The organism is Epibacterium ulvae (assembly GCF_018678075.1).
Lineage (GTDB): Bacteria > Pseudomonadota > Alphaproteobacteria > Rhodobacterales > Rhodobacteraceae > Epibacterium > Epibacterium ulvae_A.
On sequence record NZ_JAHHIR010000028.1, the window covers coordinates 1 to 17,540 of the forward strand.

The following is a 17,540-nucleotide window of genomic DNA, read 5'->3' on the forward strand; positions in this document are numbered from 1 at the left end:
GGTCCGGTGGACGTATCCCGCCAGTAGGGGAGATCACGGAAAATACCGAAGACGACTGACGATCAAAGACACGCCCAATCGACCTCATCGACTCCCCACGCTGCCACCTGTCCCATATCTCAGCCCGCTGTTCAGCCGAATAGTAAATCCTGGTACGATACTTCATTCAAAACACTCCATCTCTTCCTAAGGAGCAAAGTGTTGCGTCGACCAGTTGAGGCCACCCCGGATAAATTCGTCATTTGCACCGCATGGGCCACGTAATCGCAGCCGGCCAAGGTCAAGAATGTGCTTCAGATGGGCGAAGAGCATTTCAACCTTCTTTCGGAGTTTCATCGCGATCTGGTATTCTTCGGTTTTGGCCAAATCCCCGGCAACTTGGCGGACATCTTCGTGTTCTTCACGGGTGATAGACTTGGCGTTGGCATTGGGGCAGCAGTTTGGCTGGGATGGGCAAACCTGGCAGATCAGCTTCAGAGCACGATACTTCGCGCGGCCCTTGCACGTCGGACCCCGGTTCGGATCCGAATAATTCCGCCGGAACTGTTTGAGCGCGTGACCCTCGGGACAGATGTATTGATCATTCTCTGCATCCCGGTGTAAGCGTCCGGCCTTGCTGCACTGACGCGCTATTGAGTGTGTTGATAAGTGTCCACCATTGATAGTGGATATCTTGAGGACGGATATGGCGGGCAAGAAGCGTCAGAAGAAGCGGTTTTGATCGGATGAGGAAAAGGTTTCGATCTGCTTACAGACATGCGCGTCGGAGTGTCAATCGCGCAAGTTGCACGTCGGTATGGGATGAACACCAATCTGATCCACAAGTGGTTGCGTGATCCAAAATTTGCGCCCTATCTGAAGACCGTTGAAGAACAGATTGCCCCTGAGCCTAGCTTCCTTCCAGTAGAGATCGTTGACCGGCCTGTGACCGAAGAACCGACCGCCATTCTAGCGGTCAATGCCGCATTCGGCCAAAACGCGATTGAGATCGATACCGCAGGCGGTCACCAGCTGAGGATTGTCGGCAGCTATGATCCAAAAGCATTGGCCAGCTCATCCGAGGTCTGTCTACATGATCCCTGTTCCGGCGAACACGCGGGTCTGGCTTGCGGCTAGTGTGACCGACATGCGGCGCGGGGTCACGACGCTGGCAGCCCAGGCGGAACAGACGCTGAAGCAGATCTGCGACCGGCCCGACAACACGCCCCGAAAATGCCTCGGATGGAAGACACCAGCAGAGGTCTTCCGCGAAAAGATGATGGAAGAGATGGGACGATCCCTCTACCCTCGAAAGGAATAGGAGTCGCAGTTCAAGTATCGCTCACACTAAAGGACAACCACGTGAAATAACCTGGGCGCATTTACTGCGCCTCTGAGGCCTTATTTATATAGCCCATCCGAGATCTCTCCGCTTCACCCCGGGTCTTCCGGTTACTGCAATGCTAAGTGTCCCATAACACCAGGTGTCACTGGTCAATCGTCACGGGCGAATAGTGGAGAGACACTCAAACAAATCGGAGCACTCCCGCGCGTCGGGGCTGCATTAAAATGCAACGCCCTCCCCTTGGGCCAGGCGGGCCGCGCCTTTGGCGCGGCCTGCCTACCGCGATGCGCGAAAGCGCAGCGCAAAACTTGCGCGGGACGCATGTCCCGCACCATTTAGGTCAGATCAGACCGATGTTTGGATCAGAGTGCGGATTGGTACACCACGCCAACTTCGGCACGGATGATCCGTGCGATCTGCGCGCAATCCTCCAGATCAAAGGTCAGCGGCACCCGCATATCAATAATCCCACGCAGGATCCGATCGCTTTTTGGCAATTGCGGCACATCCGCATAGCGCCAGCTGTCATAGCGCGAGGTAAAGGCCGTGGGCTCTGGCACGCCGAACCATTTCAGCTCAACCCCCCGGTCCGCACAACGCGCCAGCACCTCTTGCACCCGAGCCTCGCTCCAATCCAGCAGCAGGAACTGGATAGAGGAGCCCACATAGGTCTCTGCCTCAGGCCGTTCCACCACCGTCAGTCCGGGAATATCGCGCAAGCCGTCTTCCAGCGACTGATAGCGTGCGTTCCAACGCACCACCTGCTGTTCCAGATCACGCAACTGCGGGCGCAAAACGGCAGCGCGGAGATTGTCCATCCGGCCAGAGATATTGGGCGTCACATATTTCACCCGTTCAAACACCTCGGGCGCAGGCGCTGCCAGGTGACGTTCATAAAGCATATAAGACCCAGACAGCATCACCATCCGCGCGGCGAGGTCTTCATCATCGGTGACAATCAAGCCGCCTTCGCCGGAGTTCACATGTTTATAGGTCTGGCAGCTGTAGCACCCGATGGCCCCCTGCCGCCCGGACAGAACTCCGTTCCAGCGCGCAGCCATCGTGTGGGCGCAGTCCTCGATCACCGTGACGCCCGCCGCATCGCACATCTCCATCAAGCGATCCATGTCACAAAGATGCCCACGCATATGTGACAACATCAGCACTTTGGCTTGATCAAGCTTGGCCGCCAGATCCTCCAGATCGATGGTCAGCGCTTCGTTCACATCGACAAAAACAGGCGTCCCCCCGACCGAAGCAATGGCACCCGGTACAGGCGCCAGGGTGAAAGCATTGGTCAGCACGCGATCGCCGGGTTTCACGCCAACCGCGCGCAGGGCAGTTGCCAGCGCATATCCGCCAGAAGCCACCGCCAGCGCGTATTTCGACCCCATCTGCGCTGCGAACTCTTGCTCCAGCAGCGCGGCCTCTCCCAGCTCACCTTCAGCCACGTTATAGCGGTGCAGACGCCCGCTGCGCATCACAGCCACAGCCGCCTCGATCGCCTCTTCGGGGATAGGTTCTTGCTGGGTGAAATTGCCGGTGAACTTTTCGCTCATCACGTCTTTCCTTTGTTTCACGCGTCCAGATGGGCGGCCATGACTTGATCCACCCGCGCCGGCAGCTCGTCAAAATGGGCGATCAATCCTTCCGGCTTCAAAGCTGCCATATCGGCCCCCGATGGGCCAAATTCAACCAGGATCGAAGGCACGCCCGCATTGGCCGCAGTATTACGGTCTGTGTCGCTATCGCCAATCAACACACATTGGGTAGGGTCGCCGTCGACTCGGTGCACCGCCTCGATCAACGGTGCGGGATCGGGTTTGCGCACCGGCAATGTGTCCGCCCCCACAAGCGAGCCAAACACACCACGCACGCCCAGCGCCTCCAGCAACTGTTCCGCCAGAGCTTCCGGTTTATTGGTACAGATCCCAATGCCATAACCGCGCATCTTCAACTCTTCGATCGCGCCCAAGACACCGGGATAAAGCACCGTATGGGTGGCAATTGCACCGCGATAGGCCTCCAGCAGCACCGGATAAAACTCATCCACCACCGTCGGAGAAAAAGCCCCGACACGTTCAAGCCCAACGGTCAGCATCCGCCGTCCGCCACGCAGGGCCACGCCTGCATCCTCGGGGTGGGTCAGCACATCACCGTGGCCCATCTGGCGAAAACACTGGTTCGCTGCCGCCAGCAGATCCCCCGACGTATCCGCCAGCGTGCCGTCCAGATCAAAAATCACTGTTCGCATTTCTGCCCCTTTCGGCGTATTCCCGCCATTGGATGTTGCAGGACGCAACTTTGTTTGATGGCGCAAACGCTTGCACCCTGTCCTCCAGCGGATAAAACGGTCGAAACCAAAACACAAAGAGAAATCGCGTATGAGCACCGCCCTTATCATCCTTGCCGCAGGCAAAGGCACCCGGATGAACTCAGACCTGCCAAAAGTGCTGCATCCGATTGCCCAGGCGCCCATGCTGGAACATGCGATGGCCGCCGGTCAAGCCCTCGCGCCCGAACGCACAATTGTGGTCGCAGGGCACGGCGCAGACCTGGTGCGCAGTGCGGTGGCCGAGATTGACGAGGTCGCACAAGTTGTTCTGCAAGAAGAGCAGCTGGGCACCGGCCACGCGGTACAACAGGCGCGCGCCGCGCTGGAGGGTTTTGACGGCGATGCGGTGGTTCTTTATGGCGACACGCCATTTGTGTCTGCAGAGACCATCGAACGCATGGTAGAGGCCCGCAGCCGCGCTGATTTGGTGATCCTGGGGTTTGAGGCCGCAGACCCTGCGCGCTATGGCCGTTTGGTGATGGACGGTGACAGTCTGGAAAAAATCGTCGAATTCAAAGACGCCTCTGATGAGGAACGCGCGATAACATTCTGTAACTCGGGCCTTATGGCCTGCAATGCGGCGCAGATGTTTGCCCTGCTGGATAAGGTCAGCAACCAGAATGCCGCCGGGGAATACTACCTGACCGATCTGGTGGAAATTGCGCGCGACGCTGACCTGACCGTCACCGCCGTATCCTGTGACGAGGCTGAAACGCTGGGCATCAACTCCCGCGCGGATCTGGCCCAGGCCGATGCGGTATTTCAGGCCAAGGCACGTGCCGAGCTGATGGATCTGGGCGTCACCCTGATGGCCCCCGAAACCGTCTATCTGTCGCTCGGTACTTACGTTGGTCGTGACACGGTGATTGAACCCAATGTGGTCTTTGGCCCCGGTGTAACCGTTGAAAGCGGCGCGTTGATCCGGGCCTTTTCCCATCTTGAAGGCTGCCATGTCAGCCGTGGTGCCAAAGTGGGGCCTTATGCCCGCCTGCGCCCCGGTGCCGAATTGGCCGAGGACACTCATGTCGGCAACTTTGTTGAGATCAAGAACGCTGAGATCGCCGAAGGTGCCAAGGTCAACCACCTCAGCTATATTGGCGATGCCTCGGTGGGCAAGAAAACCAACATCGGCGCGGGCACCATCACCTGCAACTATGATGGCTTCATGAAACATCGCACCGAAATTGGCGCCGGTGCCTTTATCGGATCGAACACCATGCTGGTGGCCCCGGTCAAAATCGGCAATGAAGCGATGACCGCCACCGGTGCCGTCGTGACCAAAGATGTCGGGGATGGCGATCTGGCCATTGCACGCGCGGCCCAGACCAACAAAGCCGGTCGCGCCCGTAAACTGATGGACATGCTGCGCGCCAAAAAGGCCCGCCTGACCAGCAAAAGCTAACCCAAAGGGAGCAGAACCATGTGCGGAATTATTGGCGTATTGGGCAATCACGAAGCCGCTCCGATCCTGGTCGAAGGGCTGAAACGCCTGGAATACCGGGGTTACGACAGCGCAGGTATCGCCACTGTGAATGGTGGCACGCTGGGACGTCGCCGCGCGGTGGGCAAGCTGGTCAACCTGTCGGATGTTTTGGTGCATGACCCGCTGGCGGGTAAATCCGGCATCGGCCACACCCGTTGGGCTACCCATGGTGCACCGACGGTGGACAATGCCCACCCCCACCGCGCCGGCAGTGTCGCCGTGGTCCACAACGGCATCATCGAAAACTACAAAGAGCTGCGCGCAGAGCTGACCGCCAAGGGCCTTGCCTTCACCACCGAGACCGACACCGAAACCGTCGCACTTTTGACCGAAAGCTATCTGCGCGACGGGCTAACACCTGTTGCCGCTGCGGCTGAGACGATCAAACGTCTGCACGGTGCTTTTGCGCTGGCCTTTCTGTTTGACGGCGAACAGGATCTGATGATTGCCGCCCGCCAAGGTTCGCCCCTGGCCATCGGGCATGGCGTGGGTGAGATGTTTGTCGGCTCTGACGCCATCGCGCTGGCGCCTTTCACCGATCAGGTGACCTATCTGGAAGAGGGCGATTTTGCCGTCCTCACCCGTAACTCGATTGAGATCCAGGATCGCAATGGCACGCTCGCCAATCGCGAAAAGCGTCAGATCCAGCTGGATATGGCCCGGATCGAAAAAGACGGCCACAAGCATTTCATGGCCAAGGAAATCGCCGAACAGCCCACCGCCATAGACCGCGCATTGGTGGAATATCTGGGACAGGACAATACGATCACCCTGCCCGAAAACCTCGACTTTACCCAGGTCGAACGGCTGACGCTGGTCGCCTGTGGTACCGGTTATTATTCCTGTCTGGTAGCGAAATACTGGTTCGAACAGATCGCCCGCATGCCGGTTGAGGTCGATGTCGCGTCCGAGTTCCGCTACCGCGAACCGCCCATCAGCCCCGACACGCTGGCGCTGTTTGTCAGCCAATCCGGTGAGACCGCAGATACCCTTGCCGCGCTGCGCTATACCGACGGAAAAGCAAAACAGATCGTCGGGCTGGTCAATGTCCCCGAAAGCTCCATCGCGCGCGAAAGCGATGTGGTGCTGCCGATCAAGGCCGGGCCTGAGATCAGCGTTGCGTCAACCAAAGCCTTTACCTGCCAGCTGACGGTGTTGTTGCTGATGGCGCTCAAAGCGGCCGAGGTACGCGGTCAGAGCCTGCCGGACAATGTGCTGGACGATATCCGCGCCCTGCCCGGTCTGGTGCATCAGGCGATTGCTGCGGAAAACAACATCCAGGCCGTGGCGCGGGATCTGGCCAGCGCCCGCGACGTGATCTTTTTGGGGCGCGGCGCGCTGTACCCGATTGCGCTGGAAGGCGCGCTGAAGCTGAAAGAGCTCAGCTATATCCATGCCGAAGGCTACGCCAGCGGAGAGCTGAAACACGGGCCCATCGCCTTGATCGACGAAACCGTGCCGGTGGTGGTTCTAGCCCCGCGCGATGCGCTGTTTGAAAAGACCGTATCGAACATGCAGGAAGTCATGGCGCGCGGCGGCAAGGTCATTCTTGTCACCGACGCCGAAGGCGCGCGTGTGGCCAGCGACGGCGTAAGCGAGACGATCATCATGCCCGCGCTGCCGGATGTGCTGGCACCGGTGCTTTACGCCATCCCCGCCCAGCAGATCGCCTATTTCACCGCAGTTGCCAAAGGCACCGATGTGGACCAGCCCCGCAACCTCGCCAAATCTGTAACGGTGGAATGACCCATGGCCAAGCAATTCGACGCCTTTGAGGACAGCCACCGCAAGATGGTGGCCGAGCAGCAGGTTTTCTTTGTTGCGACGGCTGCGCCTGAGGGGCGGGTGAACCTGTCGCCCAAAGGGATGGACTCCTTGCGCATTCTGGGGGCGAACCGGCTGATCTGGCTGAATGTTACAGGGTCGGGCAATGAAACAGCAGGTCATCTTAAACAATCGGATCGGATGACCATCATGTGGTGTTCCTTCACCACCCGCCCGGAGATCCTGCGCGCCTATGGCACCGCTCGCACTGTGCATACCCGCGACACGGATTGGCAGACGCTCGCGTCCCAGCTGCCCGATCTGCCCGGCGCGCGCCAGATTTACGATATGCAGGTCGATATGGTACAATCGTCTTGCGGCTATGCGGTACCGTTTATGGAATACCAAGAAGAGCGTCCGGTGCTGCGCGATTGGGCCACGAACAAAGGTGCTGATGGTATCGCCGAATACTGGGACACCCGCAACCGCACTACCATCGATGGATTTGAGACCGGGATTGTCGAAGAATGACCCTCGACGACGCGCTGGCCGCGTTAAACTCTCAGATCGAACCCGGCCGCGCCGCGCAAAAAGCCGCCTATCACAAACAGAGCCGCGTGATTCTGGGCGTGCCCAACGGCGCGATCAATGATCTGACCAAGGGCTGGCGTCAGTCGCTCACGGTACCAGAACGCGTCGCGCTGGCGGATGCTCTGTGGCAAAGCGATATCTTTGAGGCGCGCATCGCCGCAGGCAAACTCCTGACCCAATCCCGGATCAAGGACGACGCCGACGTTTGGGATTTACTGGTCTCGTGGGTGCCGGATTTTGACAGTTGGGCGATTGCCGATCACGCCTGCGGTGCCCTTGGCAAACGGTTGACCGCCGCGCCGATCCGGCTGGATGAGGTGGAGTGCTGGACCACGTCAGACCATCTGTGGACCCGCCGCGCCGCGCTGGTGGCCACCCTGCCTTGGAGCAAACTGCCCAATCCCAAACCCGCCGATGATGACATTCGCCTGCGCATCCTGGGCTGGGCCGCAACGTATGTGCCGGATCGCGCATGGTTCATCCAGAAAGCCATCGCCTGGTGGCTGCGCGATCTTAGCAAACATGCGCCGGATATGACCCGTGCCTTTCTGGCGGAACACGGGCCCGCCATGAAGCCGTTCGCCCAGAAAGAAGCGGCGAAATACCTGAAATAAGCCTAGCCCAAGGGCTGAACCGACAGTTCCACCAGCTCGGTCAAGGGCACTCCAAGGGCGCGCATCGCGTCAATGGACAGGAGGCTGCCGCCTGCGCCATCCAACGGTTTTAATGTAAGCACCAGCGATGACCCATTGGCGGTGCGCACCCGGCCCGATCCGGCCTGGCTGACCAAAGGTGTCTCCAACCACAGACCTGGCACGCCGGGGTCGCCAAGGCTGGCCACGGTGCTGCCCCCAACACCCACGGCCCCTTGCTGTGGCACCGATGGTGTCTGCGCGGCTGGCTCCTCCTGGACCACCACACCGCCTGTGGCATCCAGCGGCGCGCCGGAGGCATCGACTTGCGGCGCAGGGTCTGATGGGCGGTCGAAAATACGCCCGCCTGTGACCCCGTTCAGAATGTCAGAATTCCACGCCACCCCATTACATCCCGAACACAATGCAGCCATCGCGGTGGCCAAAATCAGAACTCTCATACCCGTACCTCAAATTATGGTGTGACTATTTTTCCAACATTAACCGTATCGCTGCCCTTGTCGGAAGGGGGAATGCGCTTTACCTGTTTCCCTATGACAGCTCCGTTAATTGACCCTTTCGCGCGCGCCATCACTTATTTGCGCGTCTCCGTCACAGACCGCTGCGATTTTCGCTGCGTCTATTGCATGTCCGAGAACATGACCTTCCTGCCCAAGCGGGATCTGTTGACGTTGGAGGAGCTGGACCGCATGTGCACCACCTTCATCGGCATGGGGGTTGAGAAGCTGCGCATCACCGGTGGCGAGCCTTTGGTGCGCCGCGACATCATCCAGTTCTTCCGCAATATGGGACGTCACCTCGACAGCGGCGCGCTCAAGGAATTGACGCTGACCACCAATGGATCGCAGCTGGCGAAGTATGCTCAGGATCTGTGGGACGCGGGCGTGCGCCGGGTCAATGTCTCGCTCGATACTCTGGATGAGGACAAGTTCAAAGCCGTCACCCGCTGGGGGCGCCTGCAACAGGTGCTCGAAGGGATCGACGCCGCCCTTGATGTGGGTCTGAAGGTTAAGATCAACGCCGTCGCCCTCAAAGGGTTCAACGAGCCCGAGCTGGCCACCATCACCGAATGGTGCGGCAAGCGCGGTATGGATCTGACCTGGATCGAAGTGATGCCCATGGGCGACATGGGGGATTACGACCGGATTGGCCAATATTGGTCCCTCAAAGAGGTGCGCCGCGCCTATGACGACCACTACACTGTCACCGATCTGGCGGAACGCACCGGCGGGCCTGCCCGGTATGTGCGGCTCGAAGAGACCGGCCAGAAAATCGGCTTTATTACGCCGCTGTCGCATAACTTCTGCGAAAGCTGCAACCGGGTGCGTCTGACCTGCACCGGGCAGCTGTATATGTGCCTCGGCCAGGAAGATATGGCCGATCTGCGTGCAGCACTGCGTGCGGATGAGACCAGCACCGCGCCGCTCGAAGCAGCCATTCGCGCCGCGATCAACCTCAAACCCAAAGGCCATGATTTTGACTATTCCCGCCAAAAGGTGGACGGTCAAATGACACGCCATATGAGCCACACCGGCGGCTAGCCCCATGTCCCCCACACAACGACCCGCCCCCAAGGCGACACCGCTTTTTGCGGCCTATGGGCTTGCGACCCGCGTTCTGGCTCCGGTGGCCTTTCGCAAAGTCGCTGCCAAACTGCGCGCCTATGGCCTGCCCGAAACACGCGTGGGCGAGCGCAAAGGCCAGGCCTCGCAACCGCGCCCCAATGGGCGACTGATCTGGTTCCATGCGGCCTCGGTCGGGGAAAGCCTGTCGATCCTGACCTTGATCAACCGATTGGGAGAGATGGATGCAACGCTGGAATTCCTGATCACCTCGGGCACGCCCACCTCGGCTGAGTTGATCGAAAAACGCATGCCGCCGCGCTGTCGCCACCAGTTCCCACCGCTGGATCACCCCACCTATGTCCGCCGTTTTCTGCACCACTGGAAACCTGATCTTGCAGTTCTGGTCGAAAGCGAGCTGTGGCCAAACCTGATTGTCAAAGCCCGCGCCTCCGGCTGTCCATTGGTGCTGTTGAACGCGCGTCTGTCGGCGAAATCTGTCGCCAACTGGCAGAAACGCCGCGACACCGCCGCGTTTTTGCTGGCACAGTTTTCTCAGTTCATCACCCAGAACCAAAAGACAGCCGACAATCTGCGCAGCATCGGCGCGCCCGCAGATCGCATTCGCCCCGGCAGCAACCTCAAAGCGTTGGCAGCCCCGCCGCAGGTCGACACAGATCTGTTGGCACAGGTTCAATCCGACATTGGCACGCGTCCGATCTGGATCGCCTCGTCCACGCATGACGGCGAAGAAGAGCACGTGATTGCCGCCCACAAACGCCTGTTGGCCACATATCCCGACCTTTGCCTGCTGCTGATCCCGCGCCACCCGGAACGTGGCGACAGGGTGGAACAGATGCTGCAAGACGCCAATCTCACCTCCGCGCGCCGATCGCGCGACGCGCGCGCTACGGAGAAAACACAGGTCTATCTGGCAGACACGATTGGCGAGACCGGCACTTGGTACGCGCTCAGCCCGCTGGTGTTTCTTGGCGGCTCTTTGCGGGAGATCGGCGGCCATAACCCGTTTGAACCGGCCCATCACGGCTGCGCGGTGGCCACCGGCCCCGGCACCTTTAACTTTTCTGAGACCTACGCGGATATGATTGCCAATGGTGCGGCGGTTGAGATCACAGACGCCCCCACCCTGGCCGCGCAGATCAACACATGGCTACGCGACGGCGCGACGCTTTCCGCAGCCCGCACCGCCGCGCGCACTTTCATTTCCCACCAGTCTGACCTATTGGATCAAACAGCAGATCTTTTGCTATCCCAATTGAATTCTTAGGTTGTTGAGGCGCGCATGGCCCCCACTGATTTCCGTGACATTGACGTCATCGCCCCCAGTTTCAAGAAACGCTATTCGGGCGTGACCTCGACCGTGATCCGGCTGGTGCCCATTCAAGCCCGCGATATCGCGATCACCGCCACCTCGCCTTTGTTGCCCGATGATGTGCCGAATGTGCCTCCAAAATCGCTGGTGACAATGTCCCGCTCTGGCCCCTCGGGCGCACGCGTCTGGCATGCGCGGCGCAATGTGGAAATGGTGGCCGGGCTTGCGCTCAAATATATTCTGGGCAAACGGTTGCGGCTGCTGTTCACCTCGGCCGCGCAACGTCGCCACACCGGCTTTACCCGCTGGCTGATCCGCCGGATGGACCATGTGATTGCCACCTCAGGCAAATCCGCCAGCTACCTGGAACGCGAGGCTACGGTGATCCGTCACGGTGTGGACTGTGATCTGTTCCAGCCGGTGGCGGATAAACCCGCCCTGCGCGCCGCACTCGACCTGCCCACCGACGGGCTCTTGGTGGGTTGTTTCGGTCGCATCCGCCACCAAAAGGGCAACGATCTATTTATTCAGGCGATGATCGAGGTCTGCAAAACCCGCCCCGATGTGCGCGCCCTGATGATGGGTCGCGCCACGGCAGATAACGCCGAGTTCCTGCAGGACCTCAAGGACAAGGTCACTGCCGCAGGGCTTGAAGATCAGATCCTGTTTCGCGATGAGGTCGCCGTCGAAGACGTGCCGCGCCATTTCCAGGCGCTCGATCTCTATGTGGCACCGCAACGCTGGGAAGGCTTTGGCCTCACCCCGCTCGAGGCCATGGCCTGCGGCGCACCCGCCGTCGCCACCAAGGTCGGCGCGTTTGAGGAACTGGTAGTGCCTGGTGAGACCGGCACCCTGTGTGAGATTGAAGATATCGACAAGATCACCGCAGACATTGCGGAGTGTCTGTCCGATGCAAACCGTCTGGCGCAAATGTCGAAAAACAGCCGCGCCCATGTGGTGAAAAACTTCCGGCTCGAAGGCGAAGCGGCGGCCATTATCGCCATCTACCGCGATCTTTTGAACCGCTAAGCCCCGAGCGCCCGCAGGGCCCCATTCATGGGGGCCTGCCACGCCCAACTGTGTCCGCCCGCGCATGGCGCGGGATGGTAAACAGGCGGGAGCGCCCCGCCTGCCCCGATCAGATCACGCGGCTGGCATGCGCTGCTCAACAATCTCCGCCCACCAGCTGCAGCCGGCCGGGATTGCATCGTCACTAAAGTTATATTCCGGATGGTGCACCGGTGCGGTGTTGCCATTGCCCACCAGGATATAGGCGCCCGGACGTTCCTCCAGCATATAGGCAAAATCCTCACCGCCCATCACCAGCGGTGCATCTTCGCATTTACCGGATACATCCGCAGCCACTTTGGCGGCAAATTCGGTCTGCTCGTCCGAGTTCACCATCACCGGATAGCCCCGCATGTAAGCCACATCCGCCGTGCCGCCAAAGGTCGCGGCAACGCCGGCGCAGATCTCCTGGATCCGTTTTTCCGCCAGATCACGCACGCCTGCATCCATGGTGCGTACGGTGCCTTTGATCTGCACCGATTGCGGGATCACATTGAACGCTTTGGACGAGGTCTCAAACGAGGTGACCGAGACGACGATCTGTTCCACCGGATCCGCACTGCGCGACGCAACCGTCTGCAGCGCGATCACCGCCTGCGCGGCCATCACTGTGGTGTCGATGGTCTCATGCGGTTTCGCCGCATGGCCGCCGCGCCCTTCAAAGGTGATGTCGAACTGATCTGTGGCGGCAAAAAACGCGCCCGGCCGGATCGAGAAGGCCCCCACCGGCCCACCGGGCCAATTGTGCATACCGTAAACTTCCTGGATGTTCCAACGGTCCATCATCCCGTCGTCGCACATCTCTTTACCGCCGCCACCGCCTTCTTCGGCGGGTTGGAAAATCACCACAGCGGTGCCATCGAAATTGCGGGTCTCAGCCAAATATTTGGCGGCCCCCAGCAACATGGCGGTGTGACCATCATGGCCACAGGCATGCATCGCGCCTGGGGTTTTCGAGGCGTAGTCCAGCCCGGTCGCCTCCAGAATCGGCAGCGCATCCATATCGGCGCGCAGGCCGATGACCTTGCCCGTGGTGTCGGTTTTGCCTTTGATCACGCCGACAACGCCGGTGCGGCCAATGCCGGTTACGATCTCATCACAGCCGAACTCTTTTAGCTTGTCGGCCACCAGCGCGCTGGTGCGATGGGTGTCAAACAGGATCTCGGGGTTCTCATGAATATCCCGTCGCCACGTGGTGATTTCTTCTTGCAGCTCGGCAAAGCGGTTCTTGACGGGCATGGTCGCCTCCTTTTGTTTGTTCGGTCAGATCCATCGCCAGTGCGGGCAAAATGGATCCTAGAATAGCATGGCCCCGGTCATAGGGCACCTGTATCGATTATTTGCTGTCGGTCATACGGTCAACGTGACACAGACCATCGACAAGGTTACAGTATGGTACGGGTAATTAGTTATCAGATTAAGTAACTCGCTAAACACACGTTGCAAGCCCTGCGCGGCAATTCCCTATGGGAACAGCGGGCAGAGTGCAGATTTTGATCAATAGCCGCAGTCCGTTGTCAGCACGAAATGACCCGGTTCCAACTCCAGATATTCCGATTTTTCGGGCGCAAAGCCGATTTCGTGGATGGGCGAGGGGATCGGTTTGAAATTCAGCTCACGCTCGGACTTGCGCCGGGAGGGATCCGCAATCGGCACCGCACGCATCAACGCCTGGGTATAGGCGTGTAGAGGGTTGGCAAAGACGCGTTCGCGCGGGCCGATTTCCACCAGACGACCCAAGTACATCACGCCGACCTGATGACTGACCCGTTCGACCACTGCCATGTCGTGGCTGATGAACAGGAACGACAGCCCCAGCTCGGCCTGCAATTCCATCATCAGGTTCAACACTTGCGCCTGCACCGACACATCCAACGCCGAGACCGCTTCATCGGCGACAATCAGTTTCGGATTCAAGGCCAAGGCACGGGCGATCGCGATCCGCTGGCGTTGTCCGCCTGACATTTCATGCGGGTAGCGGCGCATAAAGCTGCGCGGCAGATGCACCCGATCAAACAGATTGGCCACCCGGTCCTGCAGTTCAGATCCGCTGGCCAGCCCGTAGTTCAGCAAAGGCTCGGCCACCTGATCCAGCAGCTGCATTTGCGGATTGAGCGAGGCAAACGGATCCTGAAAAATCATCTGCAATTCTTGACGCGCCTTGCGCATCTGGCCGGGGGAATAATCCAGCACATTCTTGCCCTGAAATTCGACCTTGCCCGACATCGGATCAACCAGTCGCAGCAAGGACCGGCCAACGGTGGATTTCCCACAGCCTGATTCCCCAACCAAAGACAGGGTCTGCCCTTCGAACACTTTGAAGGAGACATCTTCGACCGCATGCACGTTGGAGACGGTGCGCCGCAGCAGCCCGCCTTTGACCGGGAAGCGCGTGACCAGATTTTCCACGTTCAGCAGCACTTTGTCGGTGCCTTTGATCGGCTCCAGCTCCACCTGTTCTTCGCCCATCAGACGCATGGGTTCGGGATATTGGGTGCCCGCCATCTCCCCCAATTTGGGGACCGCCGCCAACAGGGACTTGGTGTAATCATGGCTCGGCGCGTCAAAGATCTGCTGGACCGGACCTTCTTCGACCTTATTGCCTCGGAACATGACAACCACACGGTCGGCCATCTGCGCCACAACAGCCATGTCATGGGTGATGAACAAAACGGCGGTGCCTGTTTCGCGTTTCAACCGGTCCATCAGCGCCAGAATTTCGGCCTGGATGGTTACATCCAGTGCCGTTGTCGGCTCATCCGCGATCAACAGACGCGGCTCACAGGCCATCGCCATGGCAATCACCACCCGCTGTCGCATACCGCCAGACAGCTCGTGCGGATATTGTTTCAAGCGCCGCTCAGGCTCGGGGATGCGCACTTGGGTCAAGAGTTCCAGCGCGCGGGCCTCTGCCTGCTTCTTGGTCATTCCCTTGTGGATGCGCAGCCCTTCGGTTAGCTGACGCCCCACCGTGAACACCGGGTTCAAAGCAGTCATCGGCTCCTGGAAAATCATGCCGATTTCATTGCCGCGGATCTGTTTCATCATCGACTGCTCGGCCTTGGCCAGATCGCTTACCCCTTGGTCTTTGCGATCAAATTCGAGGCTGCCGCCGATGATATCACCACCTCCGAATTCAACCAGACGCATCAGTGACAGCGATGACACCGATTTGCCCGACCCAGATTCGCCAACCACACAAACCGTCTCTCCTGGCTGCACATCAAAGGACACATCCTTGACGCCCAACACCGGGCCATCCTTTGTTTGAAATTCGACTCGCAGCCCTTTGATCCGGGCAATTGGTTGATCCAACACGTATATTTCCCCTGCGCTGTGCTTCTGGTTTGTTTTTTCGAAGCGCTTTGGATCAACTATGCCAATCTGATTGGCAATTTCAAACCAAATGGTCAATTTTCCGCGGCGTATGGGTTGCTTTTTCCTTAACTTATGTTTCGATGGCTTCACGGCATCACAAGTGGTCGCCAATTAAGCAACTCGGATACGCCTTTTGGTAGAACGCTATCGCTGGGTCGATTGAATGGTCATCACCCTCGAAACATTCGGGGATACGTGGTTAAGCCGTGAACAAACAGGGCGGAACCTCTGCTGAAACATGCAGGAAAACAACGTCCGACAAGGAGAGTGTAATGAAAATTAAAAGCCTTCTGCTGGGTGCAATTGCCACCGCAGCCTTGGCCCCCGCCGCCTTTGCCGAGCGCGGCAGTGATGGGGAAGTCAGCATCATTTACTGGCAAGCCCCCTCGATCCTGAACCCGTTTCTGACGGGCGGCACCAAGGACACCGAAGCGGCGTCTCTGATTCTTGAGCCTCTGGCACGCTACAACAGCAGCGGCGAATTGGTTCCGTGGCTAGCAAGCGAAGTTCCCACCGTAGCAAACGGCGGCGTGAGCGAAGACCTCACCACCATCACATGGAAACTGGCCCCCGGCCTCAAATGGTCTGATGGCAGCGAAGTGACATCTGTCGACGTCAAATTCACCTATGACTATTGCACCCACCCCGAAGGCGGCTGTGCGCAGCTGAGCCGTTTTGATGGCGTAGCTTCGGTCGACACCCCTGATGATCTAACCGTTGTGGTCACATTTAACGGCCCGACCCCCTCCCCGTACGGTCCATTTGTAGGCGTCGAAAGCCCGATCCTGCAGAAGGCCCAGTTTGAATCCTGCATGGGCGCAAAGGCACCTGAATGTACTGATGCAAACTTTGGCCCCATCGGCACCGGTCCGTTTGTGGTTGAAGAGTTCAAGCCAAACGACGTGATTACTTATGTCGCCAACGACTATTACCGCGATCCGGCGAAACCGGCCTTTGGACGTGTTCTGTTCAAAGGTGGCGGTGACGCGGCAGCAGCGGGTCGTGCGGTTATGGAAACCGGCGAGTTTGACTATGCTTGGAACCTGCAGCTGGCACCCGACGTGATTGCCCAGATGGAACAAGGCGGCAAAGGTGCGGCGGTTGCGGGCTTTGGCCCACTGCTGGAACGTATCATGCTGAACAACACCAATCCCGATCCGGCACTTGGCCCAGATGAACGTTCCGTTGTGCGCCCCCACCCGTTCCTGTCGGATCCAGCGGTTTACAAAGCCATGTCCATGGCTATCGACCGCCCCCTATTGGTAGAGATCGGCTATGGCAAAGCGGGTAAGGTCTCCTGCTCCTGGGTGCCCGCGCCTGAGGTATATGCGATCAGCCCAGAAGGCTGCGACGTTCAAGACATCGCCGGTGCGAACAAACTGCTGGATGATGCTGGCATCGTAGACACCGACGGCGACGGCATTCGCGAAAAAGACGGCGTGCCTTTGTCCATGCTATACCAAACCTCGACCAACGCTGTGCGTCAGGATTTCCAAGCGCTGATCAAACAGTGGTGGAGCGAAATCGGCATTGAGACCGAACTGCGCAACGTCAATGGCTCTGTCTTCTTTGGTGGCGACCCCGGTTCCCCCGACACCTTCCAAAAGTTCTATGCGGACGTAGAAATGTACGCCAATACCTTCGCGGGCACTGACCCTCAGGCCTATTTCGGCAAAGGTGTGTGTGAACAGGCGCCGTCGCCTGCAAACCAGTGGCAGGGTGAAAACATCTCGCGCTTCTGTGACGAAGAGTTTGATGCATTGCATCTCGAGCTGACCAAAACAATCGAGTTCGAAAAGCGTGTCGAAATTGGTCAACAGCTGAACACGATGGTCTTCGAAAAAGGCGGCATGATTCCGCTAGTTCACCGTGGTCGTCTGTCCGGCGTTTCCAACACTCTGGGTGGTGTTGATCTGAACGTTTGGGACAGTGAGCTGTGGAACGTTGCGGATTGGTACCGCATCAAGTAACGCGCGACTGGTAACAACGGCCCCGGTCTTGCCGGGGCCGCTTGCCGTTTGGACGTTTCACTCCTAGACCCAGTGTCGC

General features: G+C 59.0%; 14 protein-coding genes and 3 pseudogenes. 10 read left to right on the forward strand and 7 right to left on the reverse strand.

The features are described 5' to 3' along the window. Window positions 1-166 (reverse strand): annotated as a pseudogene (locus KMP13_RS21070) (IS30 family transposase); the annotation flags it as partial. Window positions 167-228: 62 nt separating this feature from the next. Beyond that, window positions 229-594: pseudogene (locus tag KMP13_RS07150) on the reverse strand (transposase); the annotation flags it as partial. Between the two features lie 174 nt (window positions 595-768). On the opposite strand from KMP13_RS07150, the gene KMP13_RS07155 reads away from it, so the two are divergent. After that, the gene (locus KMP13_RS07155) at window positions 769-1,116 is read left to right on the forward strand and encodes an IS66 family insertion sequence element accessory protein TnpB (RefSeq protein WP_251363722.1); all 348 of its coding nucleotides are present in this window, start codon (window positions 769-771) and stop codon (window positions 1,114-1,116) included. A 55-nt stretch (window positions 1,117-1,171) separates the two neighbouring features. Next, a pseudogene (locus KMP13_RS20435) lies at window positions 1,172-1,300 on the forward strand (IS30 family transposase); the annotation flags it as partial. A 386-nt stretch (window positions 1,301-1,686) separates the two neighbouring features. Here KMP13_RS20435 and KMP13_RS07165 read toward each other — a convergent pair. Next, complete coding sequence (locus KMP13_RS07165) at window positions 1,687-2,883, reverse strand: DegT/DnrJ/EryC1/StrS family aminotransferase (protein ID WP_215265138.1); 1,197 nt, start codon at window positions 2,881-2,883, stop codon at window positions 1,687-1,689. A 17-nt stretch (window positions 2,884-2,900) separates the two neighbouring features. Next, window positions 2,901-3,578, reverse strand: a complete 678-nt coding sequence (locus KMP13_RS07170) for an HAD-IA family hydrolase (protein WP_215265140.1) — start codon at window positions 3,576-3,578, stop codon at window positions 2,901-2,903. A gap of 130 nt (window positions 3,579-3,708) precedes the next feature. On the opposite strand from KMP13_RS07170, the gene glmU reads away from it, so the two are divergent. The 4 genes from glmU to KMP13_RS07190 are packed head-to-tail and all read left to right on the forward strand — an operon-like array spanning window position 3,709 to window position 8,111. Continuing rightward, window positions 3,709-5,061 carry a bifunctional UDP-N-acetylglucosamine diphosphorylase/glucosamine-1-phosphate N-acetyltransferase GlmU gene (gene glmU, locus KMP13_RS07175; RefSeq protein WP_215265142.1) on the forward strand — a complete coding sequence of 451 codons (1,353 nt, stop codon included), beginning with the start codon at window positions 3,709-3,711 and terminating at the stop codon, window positions 5,059-5,061. Between the two features lie 18 nt (window positions 5,062-5,079). After that, window positions 5,080-6,888, forward strand: coding sequence for a glutamine--fructose-6-phosphate transaminase (isomerizing) (gene glmS, locus KMP13_RS07180; protein WP_215265143.1), 1,809 nt, complete (start codon window positions 5,080-5,082; stop codon window positions 6,886-6,888). 3 nt (window positions 6,889-6,891) lie between these two features. Next, window positions 6,892-7,437: a pyridoxamine 5'-phosphate oxidase family protein gene (locus tag KMP13_RS07185; RefSeq protein ID WP_215265145.1), complete on the forward strand. Its 546-nt coding sequence runs from the start codon at window positions 6,892-6,894 to the stop codon at window positions 7,435-7,437. Next, entirely contained in the window at window positions 7,434-8,111 is a 678-nt protein-coding gene (locus KMP13_RS07190) for a DNA alkylation repair protein (protein ID WP_215265147.1), read from the forward strand. Before KMP13_RS07185 ends, KMP13_RS07190 begins: the two co-directional genes overlap by 4 nt. A gap of 2 nt (window positions 8,112-8,113) precedes the next feature. Here the strand turns inward: KMP13_RS07190 and KMP13_RS07195 are convergent, their stop codons facing one another. Next, window positions 8,114-8,590: a hypothetical protein gene (locus tag KMP13_RS07195; protein WP_215265149.1), complete on the reverse strand. Its 477-nt coding sequence runs from the start codon at window positions 8,588-8,590 to the stop codon at window positions 8,114-8,116. Between the two features lie 93 nt (window positions 8,591-8,683). Here KMP13_RS07195 and moaA point away from each other — a divergent pair, with 93 nt between their 5' ends. From moaA to KMP13_RS07210, 3 genes are read left to right on the forward strand one after another with little or no spacing between them, the layout of a single operon-like run. Next, the gene (gene moaA, locus KMP13_RS07200) at window positions 8,684-9,691 is read left to right on the forward strand and encodes a GTP 3',8-cyclase MoaA (RefSeq protein ID WP_215265151.1); all 1,008 of its coding nucleotides are present in this window, start codon (window positions 8,684-8,686) and stop codon (window positions 9,689-9,691) included. 4 nt (window positions 9,692-9,695) lie between these two features. Beyond that, on the forward strand, window positions 9,696-11,000 hold the full coding sequence (locus tag KMP13_RS07205; protein ID WP_215265153.1) for a 3-deoxy-D-manno-octulosonic acid transferase: 1,305 nt from the start codon (window positions 9,696-9,698) through the stop codon (window positions 10,998-11,000). A gap of 15 nt (window positions 11,001-11,015) precedes the next feature. Continuing rightward, the gene (locus tag KMP13_RS07210; RefSeq protein WP_215265155.1) at window positions 11,016-12,074 is read left to right on the forward strand and encodes a glycosyltransferase family 4 protein; all 1,059 of its coding nucleotides are present in this window, start codon (window positions 11,016-11,018) and stop codon (window positions 12,072-12,074) included. 114 nt (window positions 12,075-12,188) lie between these two features. Here the strand turns inward: KMP13_RS07210 and KMP13_RS07215 are convergent, their stop codons facing one another. Next, a complete protein-coding gene (locus tag KMP13_RS07215; protein WP_215265157.1) occupies window positions 12,189-13,352 on the reverse strand; it encodes a M20 aminoacylase family protein in 1,164 nt (387 codons plus the stop codon). A 258-nt stretch (window positions 13,353-13,610) separates the two neighbouring features. Further along, window positions 13,611-15,431, reverse strand: a complete 1,821-nt coding sequence (locus tag KMP13_RS07220; RefSeq protein ID WP_215265159.1) for an ABC transporter ATP-binding protein — start codon at window positions 15,429-15,431, stop codon at window positions 13,611-13,613. A 332-nt stretch (window positions 15,432-15,763) separates the two neighbouring features. On the opposite strand from KMP13_RS07220, the gene KMP13_RS07225 reads away from it, so the two are divergent. Beyond that, window positions 15,764-17,461: a peptide ABC transporter substrate-binding protein gene (locus tag KMP13_RS07225; RefSeq protein WP_215265161.1), complete on the forward strand. Its 1,698-nt coding sequence runs from the start codon at window positions 15,764-15,766 to the stop codon at window positions 17,459-17,461. The last annotated feature ends 79 nt before the right edge of the window (window positions 17,462-17,540 follow it).

Coding starts and splice junctions, on each gene's coding strand:
- KMP13_RS07215 (WP_215265157.1), bottom strand. CDS start 13,352: ATGCCCGTCAAGAACCGCTTTGCCGAGCTGCAAGAAGAAATCACCACG.
- KMP13_RS07195 (WP_215265149.1), bottom strand. CDS start 8,590: ATGAGAGTTCTGATTTTGGCCACCGCGATGGCTGCATTGTGTTCGGGA.
- KMP13_RS07210 (WP_215265155.1), top strand. CDS start 11,016: ATGGCCCCCACTGATTTCCGTGACATTGACGTCATCGCCCCCAGTTTC.
- KMP13_RS07170 (WP_215265140.1), bottom strand. CDS start 3,578: ATGCGAACAGTGATTTTTGATCTGGACGGCACGCTGGCGGATACGTCG.
- KMP13_RS07190 (WP_215265147.1), top strand. CDS start 7,434: ATGACCCTCGACGACGCGCTGGCCGCGTTAAACTCTCAGATCGAACCC.
- glmS (WP_215265143.1), top strand. CDS start 5,080: ATGTGCGGAATTATTGGCGTATTGGGCAATCACGAAGCCGCTCCGATC.
- glmU (WP_215265142.1), top strand. CDS start 3,709: ATGAGCACCGCCCTTATCATCCTTGCCGCAGGCAAAGGCACCCGGATG.
- KMP13_RS07225 (WP_215265161.1), top strand. CDS start 15,764: ATGAAAATTAAAAGCCTTCTGCTGGGTGCAATTGCCACCGCAGCCTTG.
- KMP13_RS07165 (WP_215265138.1), bottom strand. CDS start 2,883: ATGAGCGAAAAGTTCACCGGCAATTTCACCCAGCAAGAACCTATCCCC.
- KMP13_RS07205 (WP_215265153.1), top strand. CDS start 9,696: ATGTCCCCCACACAACGACCCGCCCCCAAGGCGACACCGCTTTTTGCG.
- moaA (WP_215265151.1), top strand. CDS start 8,684: ATGACAGCTCCGTTAATTGACCCTTTCGCGCGCGCCATCACTTATTTG.
- KMP13_RS07185 (WP_215265145.1), top strand. CDS start 6,892: ATGGCCAAGCAATTCGACGCCTTTGAGGACAGCCACCGCAAGATGGTG.